The sequence below is a fragment of the Paracraurococcus lichenis genome, from assembly GCF_030657435.1.
Classification (GTDB): Bacteria; Pseudomonadota; Alphaproteobacteria; order Acetobacterales; family Acetobacteraceae; genus Paracraurococcus; species Paracraurococcus lichenis.
On record NZ_JAUTWS010000039.1, the window covers coordinates 1 to 14,486 of the forward strand.

General features: G+C 70.3%; 12 protein-coding genes. 4 read left to right on the forward strand and 8 right to left on the reverse strand.

From position 1 onward, the window contains the following. Window positions 1-106: 106 nt before the first annotated feature. Window positions 107-592 (reverse strand): VOC family protein, encoded by a 486-nt coding sequence (locus tag Q7A36_RS27070; RefSeq protein WP_305106890.1) that lies wholly within the window; start codon window positions 590-592, stop codon window positions 107-109. 181 nt (window positions 593-773) lie between these two features. Between Q7A36_RS27070 and Q7A36_RS27075 the strand changes: the two genes are divergently transcribed. After that, on the forward strand, window positions 774-1,715 hold the full coding sequence (locus Q7A36_RS27075; RefSeq protein WP_305106891.1) for a Bug family tripartite tricarboxylate transporter substrate binding protein: 942 nt from the start codon (window positions 774-776) through the stop codon (window positions 1,713-1,715). A gap of 28 nt (window positions 1,716-1,743) precedes the next feature. Here the strand turns inward: Q7A36_RS27075 and Q7A36_RS27080 are convergent, their stop codons facing one another. The 7 genes from Q7A36_RS27080 to Q7A36_RS27110 form a co-directional block, all read right to left on the reverse strand. Beyond that, entirely contained in the window at window positions 1,744-2,811 is a 1,068-nt protein-coding gene (locus Q7A36_RS27080; RefSeq protein WP_305106892.1) for a hypothetical protein, read from the reverse strand. A 77-nt stretch (window positions 2,812-2,888) separates the two neighbouring features. Then, complete coding sequence (pepN, locus tag Q7A36_RS27085; RefSeq protein ID WP_305106893.1) at window positions 2,889-5,522, reverse strand: aminopeptidase N; 2,634 nt, start codon at window positions 5,520-5,522, stop codon at window positions 2,889-2,891. A 102-nt stretch (window positions 5,523-5,624) separates the two neighbouring features. Further along, window positions 5,625-6,725, reverse strand: a complete 1,101-nt coding sequence (locus Q7A36_RS27090; protein WP_305106894.1) for an alpha-hydroxy acid oxidase — start codon at window positions 6,723-6,725, stop codon at window positions 5,625-5,627. A 22-nt stretch (window positions 6,726-6,747) separates the two neighbouring features. Continuing rightward, complete coding sequence (locus tag Q7A36_RS27095) at window positions 6,748-7,620, reverse strand: isocitrate lyase/PEP mutase family protein (protein WP_305106895.1); 873 nt, start codon at window positions 7,618-7,620, stop codon at window positions 6,748-6,750. 67 nt (window positions 7,621-7,687) lie between these two features. After that, on the reverse strand, window positions 7,688-8,920 hold the full coding sequence (locus tag Q7A36_RS27100) for an amidohydrolase family protein (protein WP_305106896.1): 1,233 nt from the start codon (window positions 8,918-8,920) through the stop codon (window positions 7,688-7,690). Continuing rightward, window positions 8,920-10,233 carry a histidinol dehydrogenase gene (gene hisD / locus Q7A36_RS27105; protein WP_305106897.1) on the reverse strand — a complete coding sequence of 438 codons (1,314 nt, stop codon included), beginning with the start codon at window positions 10,231-10,233 and terminating at the stop codon, window positions 8,920-8,922. The genes Q7A36_RS27100 and hisD overlap by 1 nt, the downstream gene beginning before the upstream one ends. A gap of 199 nt (window positions 10,234-10,432) precedes the next feature. Next, on the reverse strand, window positions 10,433-11,215 hold the full coding sequence (locus tag Q7A36_RS27110) for an SDR family NAD(P)-dependent oxidoreductase (protein ID WP_305106898.1): 783 nt from the start codon (window positions 11,213-11,215) through the stop codon (window positions 10,433-10,435). A gap of 96 nt (window positions 11,216-11,311) precedes the next feature. Here Q7A36_RS27110 and Q7A36_RS27115 point away from each other — a divergent pair, with 96 nt between their 5' ends. From Q7A36_RS27115 to Q7A36_RS27125, 3 genes are all read left to right on the forward strand, one after another. Next, window positions 11,312-12,289 (forward strand): TRAP transporter substrate-binding protein, encoded by a 978-nt coding sequence (locus Q7A36_RS27115; RefSeq protein WP_305106899.1) that lies wholly within the window; start codon window positions 11,312-11,314, stop codon window positions 12,287-12,289. A 55-nt stretch (window positions 12,290-12,344) separates the two neighbouring features. Then, the gene (locus Q7A36_RS27120) at window positions 12,345-13,088 is read left to right on the forward strand and encodes an SDR family NAD(P)-dependent oxidoreductase (protein ID WP_305106900.1); all 744 of its coding nucleotides are present in this window, start codon (window positions 12,345-12,347) and stop codon (window positions 13,086-13,088) included. Window positions 13,089-13,251: 163 nt separating this feature from the next. After that, entirely contained in the window at window positions 13,252-14,436 is a 1,185-nt protein-coding gene (locus Q7A36_RS27125; protein ID WP_305106901.1) for a glycerophosphodiester phosphodiesterase family protein, read from the forward strand. The last annotated feature ends 50 nt before the right edge of the window (window positions 14,437-14,486 follow it).

A 14,486-nucleotide genomic window follows, 5' to 3' on the forward strand; every position in this document is an offset into this window, starting at 1 on the left:
TGCTCAGACTCAGACAGATGGTGCAGGGCCAGCGGTGTGGCGCCGAGTTGTCAAAGCCTGACGCTCGGTACCTGCGCCGTCGTCGGAGAAGGGCGGAAAGCAGCCCCTAACTGGTTGGATCAGTGGTCGCCGTCACCAGAGGCGGCTGCATGAACTCGATCGTCGCGCCGTCAGGACCAACGGCGTAGATCACCCGCGTTCCGGCCCGCGCGGCGCTCGCGATTGGCTGAGGTGTGCCTTGTGCCTTCCAGCCGTAGGCAGCGATCCGCGTGAGGAGCGCGTCGATATCATCGACCACGAGAGCGAGATGCGCGAAGCCCGGGTCGAACGGTTTGGCCGGCGCGCTCGGCCGATCCAGGCCTTGATATTCCAAGAGTTCGATCGTCTGATCCGCTAACGACACTATCGCCAAGCGCACCCGTGCCCCATGTGCCCCCGTCACTTGGCCGAGGAACTCGCCCCCCATCTCACCCGTCCGCACGAGCCGCGCGCCGAGCCCATCAACCCAGAATCGAAGGCTCTCATCGAGAGACGCAACCGCGAAGCCGACATGGTCGGCGCGTCGCACCTGGATGTTTGCGTGTCCCATCATGCGGGCCGTTCTACCGGCAAACGAGCCGGGTGTCTGCTTCGGCTCGGAAGCGGCGGCTCGCCGTTGGGTACCAAGCGTCAGGCTTTAACCACTAGCTCCGGGCAGCCTCCGATCGTGGCGGCATGTACCTTCTGATTGGTTCTGAGCACTAGGATGCACGCAACGACGTTGGAGGAAACCCATGCCGGGACGCCGCGCCCTGGTGGCCGGGCTGGCCACCGCTCCCCTGGCCGCCCAGGCGCAGGGCTGGACGCCGACGCGGGCGGTGCAGTGCATCATCGGCTTCGCGCCGGGCGGCGGCGCGGACCTGATCGCCCGCGCCGTCATCGAGGCGGCGCAGCCCCTGGTCCCGCAGCCCCTCGTGGTGGTGAACCGGCCGGGCGCCGGCGGCACCATCGCCGCCCAGCAGGTCGCGGGCCTGCCCGGCGACGGCCATGTGCTGCTGATGGGCGGCGGCAGCGAGAGCACCAGCATCCCGGCCTTCCGCGCCCTCCCCTACGACGCGCGCAGCAGCTTCCGCGCGGTGATCCGGCTGATGCGGCAGCAGATGTTCATCCTGGCCAGGGCCGACGGCCCCTGGCGCGACATGCGGGAGGCCATGGCCGCGGCCCGGGCGCGGCCGCAGGCGGTCAGCCACGGCTCCTCTGGCATGGGCTCCATCTACCATGCGGTCTTCGCCGTGCTGGAGAAACGGGCGGGTGTCGAGCTGCTGCACGTGCCCTTCACCGGCGGCGCGCCCGGGCTGCAGGCCGTCGCCGCCGGCCAGGTGGACCTGATGGTGGCAAGCCCGGAGGAGTTCCGCGGCCTCACCGATGCCGGGCTGCTGCGCGTGCTCGCCTGCTGCTCGGCCGAGCGGGCGGCGGCCTATCCGGAGGTGCCGACGCTGCGCGAGCTCGGCTGGGACATGGCGCTCGAGAACATGAAGGGCTGGGTGGTGCCTTCCGGCACGCCCGATGCCGCGGTCATCTATTGGCATGAGCGCTTCCGCGCGGCGATGGCGCGCCCCGCCTGGCAGGCCTTCCTCGAGCGCGCCGGCGAGCAGGACGGCTATCTCGATGGGCCGGGCTTCCAGGCGGCGATGAACGGCGTGCTGGATGCGGTCACCGGCGCGGTGAAGGGGTGAGCGGATCGCCTCCCCGCTCCGGCCCCGGTCAGCCGGCCGGGATGGTCAGCACCGGGGGCGCCGAGCCGCCCTGGCCCTCGGCGACCGATTTCAGCAGCTCGAGGATGGTGAAGGCGAGCTTCGACTCGTAATCCGCGTCATCCACCCAGTACCATGCATCGCCGACGCGCACCGCGGCGTAGCTGAGGGCGGGCTCGGCGGCGGCGGTGCGGACCTGGATCGCCGGGCGCGGATTGCCGGGCTCGCGCAGGGTCGGCGGGGCGCGGCGGGCGGCGATATCGGCCTCGGGCAGCTCGATCTCCGCCGCGATGGCATAGAGCACGTTGAGCAGCGAGCGGGTCAGGACCGGGATCTCCCGCGCGCGCGGCTGCGACTGCGCGACGCCATAGACCACCTCGACCTCCTGCAGCGCCGGATCGACGCTGAGCTGCCGGTAGACCTGCTGCGCCAGGCCGCGGAGCGCCGGCGCGTGGCGCGTGTCGAAGGCGAGGAAGACGCGGGTATGCGCATTCTCCCGCCGCACGCGCACCCGCAGCGCGCCGCCCTCCTGCAGGCGCAGCAGCAGGGCGAGCAGCGGCAGGAACTCCGACGAGCCGCTGCGGTTCGGCCCGCCCAGCGGATGGGTGTTCTGGATGGGGCCGACCGATTGCGCGATCAGGCGGAAGAGCAGGTCCACCGGGATGCCGCCCTGGATCAGCGGCAGGACATCCGCCGGCGCGAAGGGCCGCAGATAGGCCTGCACGAATTGCTCGCCCGTCACAGGGTTCAGGGTGAAGGTCGGCCGGTCCGTGAACTGCGCCGAACCGAGGAAGGAGCCGTAGTCGCTGGCGCGGGCCGTGGGATAGGCATTGAAGCCGGCCTGGAAGCTGCTCTGCAGCGTATAGCCGGAGACCACCTGGCTGACGGCGAGGAAGGCGGGCGGCTCGCCATAGCGCATGCGCACCAGGTTGAAGAGCGTCTGGCGCTTCCCCGACTCCGCCATCACCCGGGCATAGTCGAGCTGGTCCCGATCGAGCCTCCGGGGCCCGATCGAGGTGCAAGCCTGCAGCGGCGCCGCGGCGGCCCCGAGCAGGATCCTTCGTCGTCGCAGCGTCACGCCTCCGCCTCCTCGGGCGGAGACTAATCAGGCCGGCGGCGGTCGCCGCGACACCTTTTCGTTGGGACCCGCGATCGTCACAGCAGTGCCTTCGACGCCTTCTCGAAGGTGCCCTTGGACAGGGCCGGCGTGTCCAGCACGCGCTGCAATTCGCGCCGCATCAGCGCGCCGCGCGCGGCCGATTGCCGCCGCCACTGGCCAAGCGGGCCGACCAGCCGCGCCGCGATCGAGCCGTTGATCGGGTCGAGCGCGATGACGGCATCGGCGAGGAACCGGTAGCCCTCCCCCGAGGCATCGTGGAAGCGCGCCGGATTGCCGCTGGCAAAGGCTCCGATCAGGGAGCGCGCGCGGTTCGGGTTCTTCAGGTCGAAGTCGGGATGCGCGTAGAGCGCGCGCACCTGGTCGATGACGTCGTCCCGCGCCGCCATGGCCTGGATGGAGAACCACTTGTCCAGCACCAGGTCGTCGCCGCGCCAGCGCGCATGGAAGGCGGCGAGCGCCTGCTCGCGTTCCGGCCCGGTGGTGTCCGAGAGCAGCGAGAGGGCGGCGAGGCTGTCCGTCATGTTGGTCGCCGCGTCGAACTGCGCCTTGGCCAGCGCCGTTTCGCCGGCGGCGGCGAGATAGGCGAGGCAGGCATTGCGCAGCGCGCGGCGGCCGATGCTGCGGCCATCGATCCGGTAGGGGCCGGACTCCGCCAGCGCGTCATAGGTGGCGCGCAGCGCGGCGGCACAGCGGCGGCCGATCTCGGCCCGCAGGTGCCGGCGGACGACATGGATGGCGACGGGGTCGGCGATCTCCATCTGGTCGGCGAGGAAGCCCTCGCCCGGCAGCACCAGGGCCTCGGCGGCGAAGGCCGGGTCGGCCTCCGACGCGGCGAGGGTATTGGTCACCGCCTCGGCCAGTGCCGGATCGAAGCCCAGTGCCTCGCCGCGCTGCTGCGCCGCGACCATCTCCAGCATCACCGAGGCGGCGTATTGCTGGCCGCTCTCCCAGCGCACGAAGGGGTCGGTGTCGTGCACCGCGAGGAAGCGCAGGCGGTCGCGCGGCACGCCCTTCAGCCTCACGGGTGCCGAGAAGCCGCGCAGCAGGGAGGGCACGGGTGGCGCCGGCACCTCCTCGAAGGTGAAGGATTTTTCCGCGTTGTCGAGGATCAGGATGCGCGTGTCGGCCTGCGCGGCATTCTCGCCGGCGAGCCGCGTCGGCATCTCGGCCCCGTCGGGACCGAGCAGCCCCATGGCGAGCGGGATCGGCAGCGGCTTCTTCTCCGGCTGGCCCGGCGTCGGCGGCGTCTGCTGCCGCAGGGTCAGCACGTAGCGGCGCGCCTCGGGATCGTAGCGGCCCTCCGCCGTCACCTCCGGCGTGCCGGCCTGGTCATACCAGCCCATGAAGAAGGAGAGGTCCACGCCGGAGGCATCCTGCATGGCCGAGACGAAATCCTCGATGGTCACCGCCTGGTTGTCGTTGCGGGCGATGTAGAGGTCCATGCCGCGGCGGAAGGCGGCCGGGCCGATGCGGGTATGGATCAGCCGCACCACCTCGGCGCCCTTCTGGTAGACCGTGGGCGTGTAGAAATTGTCGATCTCGATGTAGCTGTCCGGCCGCACCGGATGCGCCATCGGCCCCGCATCCTCCGGGAATTGCGCCGCGCGCAGGCCGCGCACGTCGCGGATGCGCTTGACCGCGCGGCTGCCCATGTCCGCCGAGAATTCCTGGTCGCGGAAGACGGTCAGCCCTTCCTTGAGCGAGAGCTGGAACCAGTCCCGGCAGGTCACCCGGTTGCCGGTCCAGTTGTGGAAATACTCGTGCGCGATGACGGTCTCGATGCCCTGCCAGTCGCCGTCGGTCGCGCTCTCCGGGCTCGCCAGCACGTATTTCGTGTTGAAGACGTTGAGGCCCTTGTTCTCCATCGCGCCCATGTTGAAGTCGGAGACGGCGGCGATGTTGAAGACATCGAGGTCGTATTCGAGGCCGAAGACCTCCTCGTCCCAGGCCATGGAGCGCTTCAGGCTGTCCATGGCATGGCCGCAGCGATCCTCGTCGCCGCGGCGCACCCAGATATTGAGCGAGACGAGCCTGCCCGATTTCGTGACGAACTGGTCGTGGACATTGACCAGCTCGCCGGCGACGAGGGCAAATAGGTAGCTCGGCTTCGGATGCGGATCGACCCAGCGCACCCAGTGCGTATTGCCCTCGCCATGGCCCGAGCCGTCCGGATTGCCGTTGGACAGCATGACCGGGCAGAGCCCGCGGTCGGCGTGGATCGTCACGGTATAGCGCGACATCACGTCGGGCCGGTCGGGGAAGAAGGTGATGCGGCGGAAGCCCTCCGCCTCGCACTGCGTGTAGAAATTGCCGCCCGAGGTATAGAGGCCCGAGAGCGCCGTGTTCTTCTCCGGCGCGATGCGCACCGTGGTCTCCAGCAGCCCGGCGGCCGGCGGATCGGCGATGGTGAGCGACCCGTCGGGGCCGAATTGCAGCCGCCCGGCCGCCAGCACCGCACCGTCCAGCCGCGCCTCCAGCAGCGTCAACCCGTCCCCGTCCAGCAGCAGCGGCGCATCCGGCGCCGCGGCCGGGTTGCGCCGCAGCGCCAGCCGCGCCCGCACCTCCGTCGCCGCGGGATCGAGGTGGACATCGAGGTCGACCGTGTCCACCAGGAAGGCCGGCGGCGCATAGTCGCTGCGACGGATGGTGACGGGCATATCGGTGCGCATGCGGTCGGGCCCGGAGAAGGTTGAGAAGAAGCGCCGAAGATAGCCGATATCGGGATCGGGTCGTCCTTGCGTGAGAGCCTGCCGCGGAAGGTGATGCCGCCCTCAGCGGTAGCCCGGATCCGCAAGGTTGGTCAGCGGGAAGGCGCTGTGCACATGCGGCATGACCACGGGCGGCGCCGGGTGCAGGTAGCTGCCGTCGAGCTGGCCGAAGCCGGTGACGCCGAGCAGGCCCAGGACCTCGTGGCATTCGGCCTCGAGCAGCTCGAACATGCGCGTGACCCCTTCCTCGCCCGCCGCGGCCAGGGCGTAGCAATAGAGCCGGCCGAGCCCGACGAGTTCCGCGCCCATCGCCACGGCCTTGACGATGTCGGAGCCGCGGGAGAAGCCGCCATCGATCCAGACCCTGGCGCGGCCGGCCACCGCCCGCACCACCTCCGGCAGCACGTCCAGCGCGCCGCGGCCGTGGTCGAGCTGCCGGCCGCCATGGTTCGAGACATAGACGACCTCGACGCCATGCTCGCAGGCAATCGCCGCATCCTCGGCGGTGGCGATGCCCTTCAGCGCCAGCGGGAAGCGCGGGAAGCGCTCCTTCCAGCGGGCGACGTCGTTCCAGTTCAGCGCGGCCTGGAAATGCTGGCCCGTGGCGCGCTGCCGCCAGGGCTTGACGAAGCGCTTGGCGATGTCGCGCTCCCGCCGGCTGTAGATGGCGGTGTCCACCGTCATGCAGAAGGCATCGTAGCCGGCATCGAGCGCCTGGCTGGTGATGTCGCAGATCCAGTCGAAATCGCCGCGGACATAGAGCTGGAAGACCCGGGTGCCGCCCTGCGTCGCCTCCGCCATCGGCTTCAGGCCGGGCATGGAGACGGAGGAGACCATGATCGGCACGCCATAGGCCGCGGCGGCGCGGCCGGCCGGGGCGCCACCCTCGGGGTCGAAATTCTCGAGCCCGCCGACCGGCGCCAGCATGACCGGCAGCTTCACCGGCCGGCCGAGGAAGCGGCCGGAGAGGTCGATGGCGGAGACGTCCCGCAGCACGCGCGGCCGGAAGGCGACGCTGTCCAGCGCCATCCGGTTGCGCATCATGGTCGTCTCGGTCTCGGTGGCGCCGACCAGGTAGTCCCAGTTGCCCGGGCTCAGCCGGCCCTTCGCCTCCTTGACGAACTCATGCAGCGTCAGGAAGCCGCCCTCGGTCTGGCTTACCATGCTCGTCGTTTCCTCCTGTTCCTCAGGCCCCGCCCAGGAAATCCTTCGTCCAGCGCTTCCAGGCCGCATCGCGGGTGGCGCGCGCCATCAGGTCGCCCTGCGGCATGCCGGCAAGCTGCTTCGGCGGCGCGCCCTCGCGCAGCGCCTTCATCGTCTCGTAGACCGCGCGCTGCGCCGCCTGGATGGGCTGGTGGCCCTGCAGCGCGATCCGCACCCCGCGCGCGGCGAGGTAGTCGCGGTTGGTCAGCTCCGGCCCCTCGGCACCGCCCAGGATGATCGGCTTGGTGGCGACGGCGGCGATGGCGTCGAGCTCCGCGGCGCTGCCGATCCCGGTATAGAACAGCGCGTCGGCCTCGGTCGCCGTATAGGCCCTGGTCCGCTCCACCGCATCGGCAAGGCCGGTGACGGAGACGGCGCCGGTGCGCGCCACGATGCCGAAGGACGGGTCGTCCCGCGCCGCGAGCGCCGCGCGCAGCTTGCCCAGCCCTTCCGCCAGGCTGACCAGCGTGACCCTGCCGTCGCCATGCGGACGCGGCAGGACCGTGTCCTCCAGCGTCATCGCGGCGATGCCGGCGGTCTCCACCTCCTCCACCGTGCGCATGGCGTTCAGCGCATTGCCATAGCCATGGTCGGCATCGACCAGCACCGGCAGCCGCTTCACGGCGCGGCAGATGCGGCGGCACTGCGCGGCGAACTCGGTGAGCGTGATGGCGATGACATCCGGCGCGCCGAGGATGGTCAGGGAGGCGGTGGATCCCGCGAACATGCCGAGCTCGAAGCCGAGATCCTCGGCGATCCGCGCCGACATCGGGTCGTAGACCGAGGCGGGGTGGATGCAGGCGGTGCCGGCGAGGATGGCGCGGAAGGCGGCGCGGCGGTCTGTGACGGAGGACATGGCGTCAGTCCTTCCACTTCGGTCGCGAGCTGCAGCCACGGCGCATCCGCATGTCGTTTCCTCTCCCTCACTGCGGCCTGTGTAGCACCACCGGCTGGCGCGTGAAGCTCCGCCGTCCGCGCTTCCAGCCGGCCAGCACCGGCGCCACCTCGCGGATTGCCGCCACCGGGTCGGGCGCGTCCACCAGCACCAGGTCGGCAGGGTTACCGACCGCGACGCCGTAGTCGCCCCGCCGCATCAGCTTCGCCGATTGCGTCGTGAACATCGCCCAGGTGTCGCGCAGGTCGTCCGGCATGGCGTGCTGCACCACATTGGCGTAGAGGTTCGCCTGGCGGATGAGCTGCCCGTCGCCCATTGGGGTGAAGGCATTGAGGATGTTGTTCGACGAGATGGAGCAGGTGACGCCCAGCCGGTGCAGCCGGTTGGCATCGGCCACGCTGCGCTCGACCCGGTGATCCTTGTCCCGCCCGCCCAGATAGAGGTCGGTCGCGGGCAGCACGGTCAGCGCCACGCCGGCATCGGCCATCCGCTTGGCCATCTCGTCGAGCTCGGGCAGCGGCATGACCGAGAGCTTGGTCAGGTGCCCGCAGGCGACGCGGCCGCCCCAGCCATACTTCTCCGTCAGCTCGCAGACCAGGCGCGTGTCGAGCTGCGCGGCGGAGGAGCCGCTGTCCACATGCATGTCGATATCGGCGTCGAATTCCCGCGCCAGCTCGAAGACCCGGCGGATCTGCTCGGCCGGGTCGCTGTCATAGGTCGGCGCGGCGCCGACGACGCGGGCACCGTTCCGGAGCGCCGCGACCATCAGCTCGTCCGTGCCGGGATTGTTGAGCAATCCCTCCTGCGGCATGACGCAGATCTCGATGTCGATCGCCCACTTGTACTGCTCGACCAGCGCCTTCACGCCCTCGAAGCCGCGCAGCCCGACCTTGGGATCCACCTCGGCATGGGTGCGCATCAGCGTGGTGCCGTGCGAGATGCACTTCTCCAGCGTGCGCTGCGCGCGGCTGGTCACGTCCTCCACGGTGAAGCTGTGCTTGATGGCGCTGACCCGCTGCATGGCGCCGTGCGGGAAGCGCGTGGTCTCGCAGTCGCAGCGGTCGATGGTGCAGGTCTTGTCGAGATGGATATGGGTCTCGACGAAGCCGGGCGAGACCAGCCGCCCGGCGCAATCCACCACCTCCCCCGCCTCGCCCGCCAGGCCGGGCCCGATCGCGGCGATCCGGCCATCCCTGACGCCGATATCGACTGCGCTGCCATCCGGCAGCCGGGCATCACGCAGGAGGAGGTCGAATCCCATCAGATCTTCTCCGCAGCGGTCGCATAGGGGATGTTGCGGCCGCCATAGCGCCGCACCCGGATATTGGCCTGCTCGGCATGGCCGGCGAAGCCTTCGAGCATGCAGAGGCGCGAGCAGACCTCGCCGATGCGGGCGCTCGCCTCGTCCGTCAGCACGCGCTGGTAGGTGACGGTCTTGAGGAACTTGCCGACCCAGAGCCCGCCCGTGTAGCGCGCGGCCTTCTGCGTCGGCAGGGTGTGATTGGTGCCGATCACCTTGTCGCCGTAGGAGACATTGGTGCGCGGCCCGAGGAAAAGCGCGCCGTAGTTGGTCATGTTCTTCAGGAAGTGGTCGTCGTCCCGGGTCATGACCTGGACATGCTCGGAGGCGATGCGGTCGGCCTCCCGCACCATCTCCTCGAGGCCGTCGCAGACGATCACCTCGCCATAGTCGCGCCAGGACTGGCGGGCGATGGCCGCGGTCGGCAGGATGCCGAGCAGCCGCTCGACCTCCGCCAAGGTCTCGCGCGCGAGTTTTTCCGAGTCCGTCAGCAGGATGGCCGGGCTGGTCGGGCCATGCTCCGCCTGTCCCAGCAGGTCCGTCGCGCAGATCTCCGCATCCACCGTCTCGTCGGCGATGACCAGCGTCTCGGTCGGGCCGGCGAAGAGGTCGATGCCGACGCGGCCATAGAGCTGCCGCTTGGCCTCGGCGACGAAGGCATTGCCGGGACCGACCAGCATGTCCACGGGCGCGATGCTCTCGGTCCCCAGCGCCATGGCGCCCACCGCCTGCACGCCGCCGAGGCAGTAGATGACGTCGGCGCCCGCCAGGTGCTGCGCCGCGACGATGGCCGGCGCCGGCCTGCCCTCGAAGGGCGGCGCGCAGGTGATGATGCGCGGCACGCCGGCGACCTTGGCCGTCACGACCGACATATGGGCGGAGGCGAGCAGCGGGTACTTGCCGCCCGGCACGTAGCAGCCGACCGAGTTCACCGGGATGTTCTTGTGCCCCAGCACCACGCCGGGCTGGGTCTCGACCTCGATATCCCGCAGCGCGTCCTTCTGGGCCTGGGCGAAGTTCCGCACCTGCTCCTGCGCGAAGCGGATATCCTCGAGGTCCTGGCCGCGAAGCTGGCTCAGGCTGTCCTTTATCTCGGCATCGGTCAGCCGGTAGTCCTGGCGCTCCCACTTGTCGAACTTCACCGACATCTCGCGCACCGCGGCGTCGCCGCGCCGGGCGATATCGGCCAGCAGGCCCTCGACGGTGGCCCGCACCTTCGCATCCGCCTCGGCCTTGTCCTCGGCCGAGATGCTCGTCTTCAGCCAGCGTGCCATGTCTCTCTCCCTGGCCGGGCCGATCCACGGCGCCGGGCGACGCGCGCCCGCCGCCGATCGGGCCGGCAGCCTGTCCTTGGCCGGGCCGATTCACGGCGCCGGGCGACGCGCGCCCTTCGCCGATCGGGCCGGCAGCCTGTCCTTGGCCGGGCCGATTCACGGCCCCGGGCAACAGGCGCCCTTCGCCGATCGGGCCGGCTCATTCCGCCGTCCAGCCGCCATCCACCACCAGGGCGGAGCCGGTCATCAGCGCCGAGGCGTCGGAGGCCAGGAACACCACCGCCCCCATCAGGTCGGTCACCTGCCCCAGCCGCCCCAGCTTGATCTTGGACAGCACCCAGTCCTTGAACGCCGCATTCTCGAAGAAGGGTTTCGTCAGCGGCGTCTCGATGAAGGTCGGCCCGATCGTGTTGGCGCGGATGCCGAAGGGCGCGAGGTCGATCGCCATCGCCTTGGTCCAGCCCTCCATCGCCCATTTGGACGCGCAATAGACCCCGCGGTTCGGCCCGCCGACATGCCCCATCTGGGAGGAGATGTTGATGATGGAGCCCCGGACCCCCTCCGCCATCATCCTCTGCGCCACCGCCTGCGCCGCGAAGAAACAGCCCCGGGTGTTCAGCGCCATGACGGCGTCGAAATCCTCGACCGTCACCTGGTCGAAGCGCGCGGGTCGGTTGGTGCCGGCATTGTTGACGAAGGCATGGAAGGCCGGCCGGGCGGCGATCGCCGCCTGCAGCGCCGGCACATCGGCCACGTCCAGCACCAGCGCCTCGGCCTCACCGCCCGCCCCGCGGATCGCCGCCGCCGCGGCCTCGATCTCGTCGCGGCTGCGCGCCGCGAGCGTCACCGCGGCCCCCGCCCCGGCCAGCGCCGCGGCCGCCGCGAGGCCAATGCCCCGCCCGGCCCCCGTCACCAGGGCGCGGCGGCCCTCCAGGCGGAAGCTCGGCGTCTCGGGCAGGGCAGGCAAGGCGGGCATGGTCATGGGCGAAGGCTACACGGCCGGGCGGCGGGGTCCAGGGCTTGCCGCCGCTTCCGTCCTCTCCGACACTCGCCGCAACGATCATCCCGGGAGGATTCGATGTTCCGCCTCGTCGCGGCCGCCGTGCTGGCGGCCTGCTTCGCGCTGCCCGCCGCGGCGCAGACCCGCTGGGTCATGGCGACCCCCTATGCCGAGACCAACTTCCACACCCGCAACGTCCGCGCCTTCCTCCAGGACATCGAGCAGGCGACCGGCGGCAAGCTGGCGGTCCAGGCGCATCACAACGGCACGCTGCTGCCCATGCCGCAGATCAAGCGCGGCGTGCAGACCGGGCAGGTGCAGCTCGGCGAGATCCTGCTCTCGGTCTATGGCAACGAGGACCCCTTCTTCGAGGTGGACAGCGTCCCCTTCCTCGCCGACACTTGGCCCGCCTCCGATGCGCTGCACCGGGCGACGGAGCCCTTCATCCGGGCGCGGTTCGAGCGGCAGGGGCTGACCCTGCTCTACATGGTCCATTGGAACAGCCAGGGCTTCTATACCAGGGCGCCGCTGACGAGCCTCGAGGAGCTGCGCGGCACGCGGCTCAGGGCCTTCAACAACCTGACCTTCCGCTTCGCCGAGCTGCTCGGCGCCCAGCCCGTCACGGTGCAGGTGCCGGAGATCCCGCAGGCTTTCGCCACCAACCTGGTGAACGTGCTCTTCACCTCGGCCCAGACCGGCGTCGATGCCAGCGCCTGGGACTTCGCCCGGCACTTCACCGATGTCGGCGGCATGCGGCCGCGCAACGCCATCTTCGCCAATACCCGCGCGCTCGCCGCGCTCGACCCGGCGCTGCGGCAGGCGGTGCTGGACGCCGCGGCCCGGGCCGAGGCGCGCGGGCGGGAGATGTCCCGCGCTGCCGAAAACGAGATGCTGGAGAAGCTCCGCAGCCAGGGCATGCAGGTGGCCGAGGCGCCGCCGGCCATGCAGGCCGCGCTGCGCGAGGTCGGGGCGAAGCAGACCCAGGAATGGCTGCAGCGCGCCGGTCCGGATGGCGGCCAGATGCTGGAACGCTACCGCGCCCTGCTCCCCCGCTGACAGGCGCCGCCGCCTCGCCCCATACTGCGCCGCAGCAGAAAGAGAGGGGGCGGCGATGGTGGAGAAGGTCGTGCTGGTCACCGGCGCGCAGCAGGGAATCGGGGCGGCCTGCGCCCTCGCCTTCGCCGCGGCCGGCCATGACGTCGCGGTCAACTGGCTGGACGACCGCGCGGCGGCCGAGGTGGTGGCAGCCGGCATCCGCGCCGCGGGCCGCCGCGCCGCGCTGATCGAAGGCGATGTCGGCAGCGTCGCGGGCTGCCAGGCCATGGTGCAGGCGACCCTCGAGGCGCTCGGCCGCATCGACGTGCTGGTCAACAATGCCGGCATCTTCCCGCGCGTCCCCTTCCTCGACATGACGGAGGCGGAATGGGACCGCGTGCTCGGCGTGAACCTGAAGGGCAGCGCATTCTGCGCCCAGGCCGCGGCGCGCGCGATGGTGGCGGCCGGGCATGGCGGGGCGATCGTCAACCTCGCCTCCTCGGCCGTGCGCGGCACGCCGGTCGGCGTGCATTACAGCGCCACCAAGAACGGCGTGGTCGGCATCACCCGCTCCATGGCGCTCGCCCTCGCCCCGCAGGGCATCCGGGTGAACGCCATCGCCCCCGGCACCACCGACACCGCCCAGCCGCGCTACGGCAATACGGAGGCGGAGTTGCAGGAGATGGCGCGCGCCCTGCCGCTCGGCCGCATGGGAAAGCCGGAGGAGATCGCGGATCTCGCGGTCTACCTCGCCTCGGAGAAGGCGGGTTGGGTGACCGGGCAGGTCTGGCACATCAATGGCGGCGGCTACATGCCCTGACGATCCGTGGGTGGATCGTATACGAATTTTCAGAGCGCTGTCACAGGACCGCCGCCCGGGCGTAACCCGGGCGCCCCAGCCTCCCCCTGCGGGGCGGGGGCCGTCCGCGGGCGGCCGCCGGTCCCCGCGCGCCCCTGCCCATGGCCGGCAGAGGGAGAAGACCATGGACGGATTTGCCACGCTCGACGGGGAGGCGCCGCTCGTCATCGCCCATCGCGGCGCCAGCGGCCTCAGGCCCGAGCACACGCTGGAAGCCTACAAGCTTGCCATCCAGCTCGGTGCCGATTTCATCGAGCCGGACCTGGTGACGACCAGGGACGGCGTGCTGATCGATCGGCACGAGCCCGAACTCGGCGGCACCACGGATGTGGCCAGCCACCCGGAATTCGCCGACCGCTATACCACCAAGATGCTGGACGGCGCGCCGGTCAGCGGCTGGTTCGCCGAGGACTTCACCCTCGCCGAGATCAAGACCCTGCGCGCGGTCGAGCGCATCCCGGACATTCGTCCCGGCAACACCCAGTACAACGGCCTCTACGAGATCCCGACCCTCGACGAGGTCATCGCCCTGGTGAAGCAGGTGGAGGCCGAGACGGGCAGGCAGATCGGCATCATCCCCGAGACCAAGCACCCCACCTACTTCGCCGAGGAAGGCACCCGCCTCGACGGCGCGCCGATCCATACCGACACCAGCCAGTTGCTGATCGACACGCTGGTCAGGGACGGCTTCACCGATCCGGACCGCGTCACCATCCAGTCCTTCGAGACGGAGAACCTGATCCGGCTGCAGACGCAGATCATGCCGAAGGCCGGCATCGACATCCCGCTCATCCAGTTGATGAACGAGGGCGGCTACGACATCACCTTCAACTTCGACCCGTCGAAGGCGGCGCTCGGCGCGGACCCCTCGGTCTATGCGGAGTTCCACTTCCCGCTCTCGGCGGACAGCCCGACCAATGGCGACCTCTACACGCCCGAGGCGCTGCAGGCGATGCACGACCTCTATGCCGAGCTGATCGGGCCCTACAAGGACGACATCCTGCCCACCATCACGCTGGACGAGCCGGTCGGCGGTATCACCCGGCAATTGACGGGCGAGAAGACCTCGCTGGTGGACGACGCGCATGCGGCGGGGCTGAAGGTCATCCTCTACACGCTGCGCGACGACCTGCCCTTCGCCTCGCTCTACCCGGACGGCACGCCGCGGCCCTACGACCAGGAGTACCGCGACTTCATCGCCACCGGCGTGGACGGCTTCTTCACCGATTTCGCCGGGACCGGGCGAACGGTGGTGGATGCGGTGGCGCGGGAGATCAGCCTGGCGCCGCAGCACGACTACGCGTTCTGAATGAGAAGAAAGATTGGGGAGGAAAGCATTTCCTCCCCAAACCCCACCTT